Genomic DNA, 6,465 nt, shown 5'->3' with positions numbered 1-6,465 from the left:
GACGACTCGATGCCTGCGTTCCGCCGTCCTCGACATGCCGGGTCACAACCCGGGCGACCAACGCTTGATATCCCCCCAGCGAGCCACCGTCATTCCCTCTGGGCGTACTGGCAGAAGGCCGGGATCAACCATGTAGGCGACGCGGACGTGTTTGCCAACTTCGCGCGCCAACCGCCGCACGTTCGATCCGTCTCGGTGCATGAGATAGACGCCGCTCACGTTGCCCACGGTGAGTCCGTAGAGCAGCTGAGTTCCGTCCGGGCTCCATCGTGCCTGGTACAGACGGTCGGTCCAGGGGCTACCAGGCGCGAAGGCGAACTCCGTGACTGGCACTGCGTTTGCGTCGTTTGAGTTCATCACGTACAGCTGATCATCACGACTCAAGGCGATGGTTCTGCCGTCCGGCGACACGTCGATGGAGTAGTATGCCAACTCACGCCTTGTCGGCTGGATATCGCAGAGCTTTTCTTCAGATCCATCAGCCATGGAACGACGCCACACGCTGCGGTAGATTCGGTAGACGATGTGCGAGTCGCCAGGGAGCCAGTCTGCCGACGAGTAATCGAACGCCCGATCGTACAGATCGGCTATCTCGCCTGTGCCCGTGTCGAGCACGAACATGCTGTTGAGGACACCGACGATCCCAGGGAACAACACGCGCCGTCCGTCGGATGCCCAGCGCGCGAGCGCGGTTCCCTGGATTGCCCCAAGCGGGAAGGTCGCGACTCGCCCGGTGCGCTGGTCGTGGACGCGGTACTCGGAGCCCGTGGAGGTCAACAACCGGCTGCCGTCAGGTCGGGCATCGCAGAGCGCCTCGCCGTGAACGACGAGCTCAGGTGTTCCGCCACGCAGCCCGACTCGATAGATGTCATGTACAAACGCGATGTCAATCGTGCCGTAGACGACAGACGGTTCGTCAGCGACAGCGAGAAGAAGTGGCAGAACCACCCACGCGACTAGCCAGGTGACCGCTCGAAGCATGTCTACTCCTCCCAGTAGCCAGTGACATCGATGATTTCGGTTGTCCTGGACCGCGTTGCCGTTCCATTCGCAGCTCGGGTCGTACACGCGAAAGGCCATGTACATGGAGCCAGGAGTGGGAATCCAGCGCGCCGGGCTCCCACTTCCGCGGGAGCGACGGACGGCATGCATCACGGTGCAACACGCAACGTAGCGCCAAGCATCACCGCCATGGAACAGTCGGACTCTCCTTCTGGCTACGGGCTGCATGGCTGCATAGGCGCACTTGCGTCGTTCGATGGGTATTGTGATAACATGGGAACGGTTTGACAAGCCGCACGACGAGGGCGCTAGGGGACTCCATGAGTACCTCCGGTGAGTTGCGCGAGCGACTGGCGACGGGCGCGATCTGCGCCGGAGTCGTCGGACTCGGTTACGCGGGCTTGCCCTTAGCCTCGGCATTGGCAGCGCACGGCATCCGCGTCATCGGTTACGACATCGACACGGCGCGCGTCGAGCAGCTAAAGCAAGGGGTGTCGTACGTCGCCGACGTGCCGTCCGAGCACCTTGCCCAGATGCTCCGTGACGGGCTGTTCGAGCCGACGTCCCTACCACATCCCCTCGTCGAAGCCGACACCCTCAACATCTGTGTGCCAACGCCGCTGAGCAAGACCAAGGAACCCGACCTCTCCTACGTGCTCGCGGCGACGCATGTGGTCCGCGATCTTCTCCGGGTGGGGCAGCTCGTCATCCTCGAAAGCACGACCTATCCCGGGACGACGCAGGAGTTGGTCCTTCCTGCGCTCGAGTCCGGCGGGCTCCGCGTCGGCGTCGACTTCTTCCTCGCCTACTCGCCGGAGCGCATCGATCCTGGGAACCGCGTCTACCACATCGACAACACTCCCAAGATCGTCGGCGGCGTCACACCTGAGTGCACCGAGCTCGCGTGCCTGTTCTACTCGCGCTTCCTAGAGCGCACGGTGCCCGTGGCATCGACCGGCGCTGCCGAGATGGTGAAGCTCCTGGAGAACACATTCCGAAGCGTCAACATCGCGCTCGCCAACGAGATGGCGCTGTTGTGCGACCGTCTGGGGCTGGACGTATGGGAGATCATCGACGCCGCCGCCACCAAGCCATTCGGCTTCATGCCGTTCTATCCCGGGCCCGGGCTGGGGGGTCACTGTATCCCCGTCGATCCGCACTACCTGGCATGGCGCGCGAGAGAGATGCAGTTCAACGCGCGATTCATTCAACTGGCGACCGAGATCAACGCGTCGATGCCGCAGTACGTCGTCACCCGCATCGCCGAAGCACTGAATGAGAAGCGCAAGCCGATCAACGGGTCGCGCATCCTCGTGATGGGCGTCGCGTACAAGGAGAACGTCGGGGACGTGCGCGAATCTCCGGCGCTCGACGTGATGTCGCTGCTCGTCGAGCAAGGCGCTGAGTTGGTCTACCACGACCCCCACGTTCCCAAGACGATCTGCCAGGGGAAGATCTACGAGTCCTACCCGTTGTGGCAGTCGCTGATTTCGTCGGTCGACGCGATTGTCATCCTGACCGCTCACGAAGCTATCGACCATCGACCGCTCCATCGCGCTCCCTGTCCCGTGGTCGATATGCGCGGTGTGCTCCGCTCCAACCACTGTCATCGCCACCCGTAGCCCGCCAATCTCGCGCATTGTCGTCGCCGCAGGCTGGCACATGTCGTGGAGACGATGTCGCGCGGGTTGACACCGGCTTTCGGTCGCAAGACAATGCCACTGCCTGTGTCTGGTTTGAACGGTGAGGGACAGCACATGGAGTTTGCCGCAGTCAACGCGTACCTGACGAATCTGTCCGCGCACGGGAACCCAGTGTTAACGGCAATGGAGGAGGAGGCGCGGCAGACCAGGTTCCCGATCATCGGGCCCGCAGCGGGGCAGTTCTGCTATCTGTTAGCCAGGTCCATCGGCGCGCGCCGTGTCTTTGAGATGGGAAGCGGTTACGGCTACTCGACGGCTTGGTTCGCCCGCGCCGTGTGGGAGAACGGCGGCGGGGTCGTGCACCACGTCGTGTGGGACGAAGGTTTGTCGTCGAAGGCGAGGCGCTATCTCGCCGAGGCGGGTCTCGACTCGGACGTGCGCTACACCGTCGGAGAAGCCGTCGAGACGCTTCGGCACACTGACGACGTGTTCGACATCATCTTCAACGACATCGACAAGGCGGGATATCCGTCCTCCATCCCAGTGCTCAAGCCGAAGCTCCGCGCCGGCGGATTGCTGATCATCGACAACATGCTGTGGCACGGGCGCATCTTCGAGCCGAATGACAACGACGAGGACACCGAAGGAGTGCGCAAGGTCACGGAGATGCTCTTCGCCGATCCCGACTTCGCCTGCTCTTTGGTGCCGATCCGAGACGGCATGATCGTGGCGCTCAAGGTTCGATGAGACGCCGTCGCACGGAGGACGCGCGATGCGCACCATCGAGGTACGGAGACACAGCCACCGCGAGAAACCCAACCCGCACTTGTCGCAGTCAGGCGTGAATCTGGCACGAGTCGTCGGTTCCCAGATCGGGCCCTTTGCCCGCGTGGTCACCAGCCGCGAGCCCCGCGCAATCGAGACGGCGATTGCGATGGGCTACGCCGTCCAGGAAACCCGCAAGGAGCTGGGTCCTGGGCACCTGTCGAAGACGGGACCCGAAGTCGACTTCGCCCTCGGCTTCGCTGGCTGGGCGAAAGCGGTTCAACTGGGGAAAGGCACGCGTCGATTCGCGCGCAAGCAGCGCAAGCTGTGGGCATTGATCGCCAAGGAGCTCCCGGACGGCGAGTCGGCGCTGATCATCGGTCACGAAGGGATCGCCGAAGCCGGCGCGGTCGAGTGTTTCCCGGACCGCGATCACGCCGCATGGGGCCCCAACTGCGGCTTCTGCGAAGGCGTTCGATTGACCTTCGACGGTAAGAGGTTCACCGACATCGTCGTCCTCCGCGTCGAGCCGGACGGATCGGCATAGGAACTCATATGCGCGACATCCCGGTCCAAGCGCTCGCGTCCGGGTTTGAGTTCCCAGAGGGGCCCGCGTTCGACCGTGACGGCAGTCTCATCGTCGTGAACCACCAGAGCCCGGTCGGGCGCGTGTCGCGGATTGCCGCTGACGGCTCGGTGACGACGTTTGTGGAGACGGGCGGGAAGCCCAACGGGAGCTCGTTCCATCGGGACGGCGATCTCTACATCGCCGACGCCGGCACGCAGTCGATCCTGCGAGTGGCTCCCGATGGTGCGATCCACACAGCGGCGGATCGCTGGAACGACGAACCCCTGAATGCCCCCAACGACTTGGTGTTCGACCGTTCCGGGAACCTCTACTTCACGGACCCGGTTCGATTACCACGTCCTGAACTGTGCCTGTCGCCGATCTATCGGCTGAACGCAGACGGATCGCTCGAACGGCTCGCCGACGAGCTCGCGTTCCCGAACGGTATCGCGCTGTCGCTCGACGAACGCACTCTCTACGTCGCCGAGACGCGACGACACCAGACCACCGCGTTCGATCTCGACGCGGAGGGAACCATCGTCGGGTCCAGGGTACTCGCCACGTACGAGCCCCCCGCTCGACCGGATGGCATGGCGCTCGATTGCGACGGAAACCTGATCGTCGCGCTCATCTATGGCAGACGTCTGGCAGTGCTGTCGCCTGACGGCGATCTGGTCGACGAATACCCATGCGGCGGATCCGGACCGACGAACATCTGCTTCGGCGGACCGAACTTCGACCTTCTCTTCATCACCGAGACAGAGACGAACCGCGTGACGGTGGTACGGCACACACGACCAGGACATCGCCTCTTCGGCGACGTGCGATGAGTCGTCAGTTCCCTCGCATCGACCGCTCCGCCATCCGCACGACCCCTCTGGCGGAGCGCCGCAACAAGGTCCATCGCGACGACCTGTCGACGCCATACGCCGCCGGAGGAACGTTTGCAGATTGGCTGGCGTCTCTGCCCCGTCAGTTCGCGGCCAACGACTTTCGCGAGCTGATCGTTCGGTTGCGCGACGCTCACCGACATGACCGCGTCATCCTGGCGATGTTCGGAGCCCACGTCATCAAGGTTGGCTTGGGCCCGCTCCTGATCGACATGATGGGACGAGGAGTCATCAGCGCGGTCGCGACGAACGGCGCTGGAGCCATCCATGACTTCGAGCTGGCGCTGATCGGCGGAACGTCTGAGGACGTGCCGTCAGGTCTGGAAACCGGCGAGTTCGGGATGTCCGAGGAGACCGGTCGGCTCATGAACGTCGCCATCGGATCGGAGCCCGAACGCGGCATGGGGTGGCTCCTCGGACGCGCCATCGCCGAAGGCAGTTTCCTCCACGCAGACGTCAGCGTCCTCGCCGCCGCGTACCGCCTCGGAGTCCCGGCGACCATTCACGTCGCCATCGGCACCGACATCATCCACCAGCACCCGGCTGCGAACGGCGCGGCGATTGGAGCGGCGTCGTTCGCCGATTTCGAGCACTTCACGTCGGTCGTGGCGGCTCTTGAAGGTGGCGCCGTGCTCAACATCGGTTCCGCCGTGGTCATGCCGGAGGTGTTCCTCAAGGCGCTGACGATTGCGCGGAACCTGGGACACGCCGTCTCGGACTTCACGGCTGCGGATTTCGACATGATCCGCCAGTACCGCCCCGCCGAAAACGTCGTGTCACGCCCGACTCGCCACGGCGGAAGAGGACTCCGGTTCACCGGCAGCCATGAGCTCCTCATCCCCTTGGTCATCGCCGCCTTGACCGAGGCGCTCTCAGACGGCGCCGCAGAATGGCTTTCATGAAGCCTCGATCCTCCTGCCCGGTCGGGAAGCGCTACCACGTCGCCGCGCTTGCCTGCGTGGCGTTGACGGTGTGCCGGTACGCGCGAGCCGCCGATCAGCCGACAGTCCTCGAACCTGTAGTCGTGACTCCGAGCGCCTACTCGCTTGTCGAGCGAGTGAGTTCCCCTGCGGAAGTCTCCGTTCGCGACGCGGAGAACCTGCCTCTGATCGACAACGACGTGATGCGGACCGTCCATCTGTTTCCGGGCGTCGTCGCGAACGACTTCAGCGCCCGGTTCCAACTGCGGGGCAGTGAGAAGGACGAGGTCGCCGTCCGCCTCGATGGTATCGAGCTCCTGGACCCATTTCACCTTCAAGACTTCGGGGGTGCGCTCTCGTCAATCGATCTCAGTCTCGTACGGGACGGAAGGCTCTACATGGGCGGCTTCGCGCCGCGCTACGGGGACAGCACCGGAGGCGTGTTCGATCTTCAGACCCACTCGCCGAACCGACAGGGCATAACGCGTCTCTCATTCGACATCGTGAACCTGCAGGCGCAGCGAGAGGGAGCCCTGGGTGGCGACGGATCGTATCTGCTCTCGGCGCGACGCGGCTACGTCGATTGGCTCCTCGCGCTGATCGACCGAATCAGCCCGCTCGAAGAGAAGTTCCGCCCTCGGTTCTTCGACACGTTCGGGAAGGTCGAGTTGCCGCTG

General features: G+C 63.8%; 7 protein-coding genes. 6 read left to right on the top strand and 1 reads right to left on the bottom strand.

Going from position 1 to position 6,465, the window contains the following annotated elements; genetic code table 11:
• Positions 1-42 precede the first annotated feature (42 nt).
• Positions 43-981, bottom strand: coding sequence for a hypothetical protein (locus FJZ36_17415; protein MBM3216679.1), 939 nt, complete (start codon positions 979-981; stop codon positions 43-45).
• 341 nt (positions 982-1,322) lie between these two features.
• On the opposite strand from FJZ36_17415, the gene FJZ36_17410 reads away from it, so the two are divergent.
• The 6 genes from FJZ36_17410 to FJZ36_17385 form a co-directional block, all read left to right on the top strand.
• Positions 1,323-2,624, top strand: coding sequence for a nucleotide sugar dehydrogenase (locus tag FJZ36_17410; GenBank protein ID MBM3216678.1), 1,302 nt, complete (start codon positions 1,323-1,325; stop codon positions 2,622-2,624).
• A gap of 135 nt (positions 2,625-2,759) precedes the next feature.
• Positions 2,760-3,392, top strand: a complete 633-nt coding sequence (locus FJZ36_17405) for an O-methyltransferase (GenBank protein ID MBM3216677.1) — start codon at positions 2,760-2,762, stop codon at positions 3,390-3,392.
• Positions 3,393-3,417: 25 nt separating this feature from the next.
• A complete protein-coding gene (locus tag FJZ36_17400) occupies positions 3,418-3,957 on the top strand; it encodes a phosphoglycerate mutase family protein (protein ID MBM3216676.1) in 540 nt (179 codons plus the stop codon).
• An 8-nt stretch (positions 3,958-3,965) separates the two neighbouring features.
• Positions 3,966-4,808, top strand: a complete 843-nt coding sequence (locus FJZ36_17395; protein MBM3216675.1) for an SMP-30/gluconolactonase/LRE family protein — start codon at positions 3,966-3,968, stop codon at positions 4,806-4,808.
• A complete protein-coding gene (locus FJZ36_17390; protein MBM3216674.1) occupies positions 4,805-5,770 on the top strand; it encodes a hypothetical protein in 966 nt (321 codons plus the stop codon). The genes FJZ36_17395 and FJZ36_17390 overlap by 4 nt, the downstream gene beginning before the upstream one ends.
• Positions 5,758-6,465: hypothetical protein (locus FJZ36_17385; protein ID MBM3216673.1), on the top strand; the 708-nt coding region annotated here is incomplete at its 3' end. The genes FJZ36_17390 and FJZ36_17385, both read left to right, overlap by 13 nt.

Source organism: Candidatus Poribacteria bacterium (assembly GCA_016866785.1).
GTDB lineage: Bacteria > Poribacteria > WGA-4E.
The sequence above is the reverse complement of the archived record's forward strand: the minus strand, read 5'-3'. Positions and strand labels throughout refer to the sequence as shown.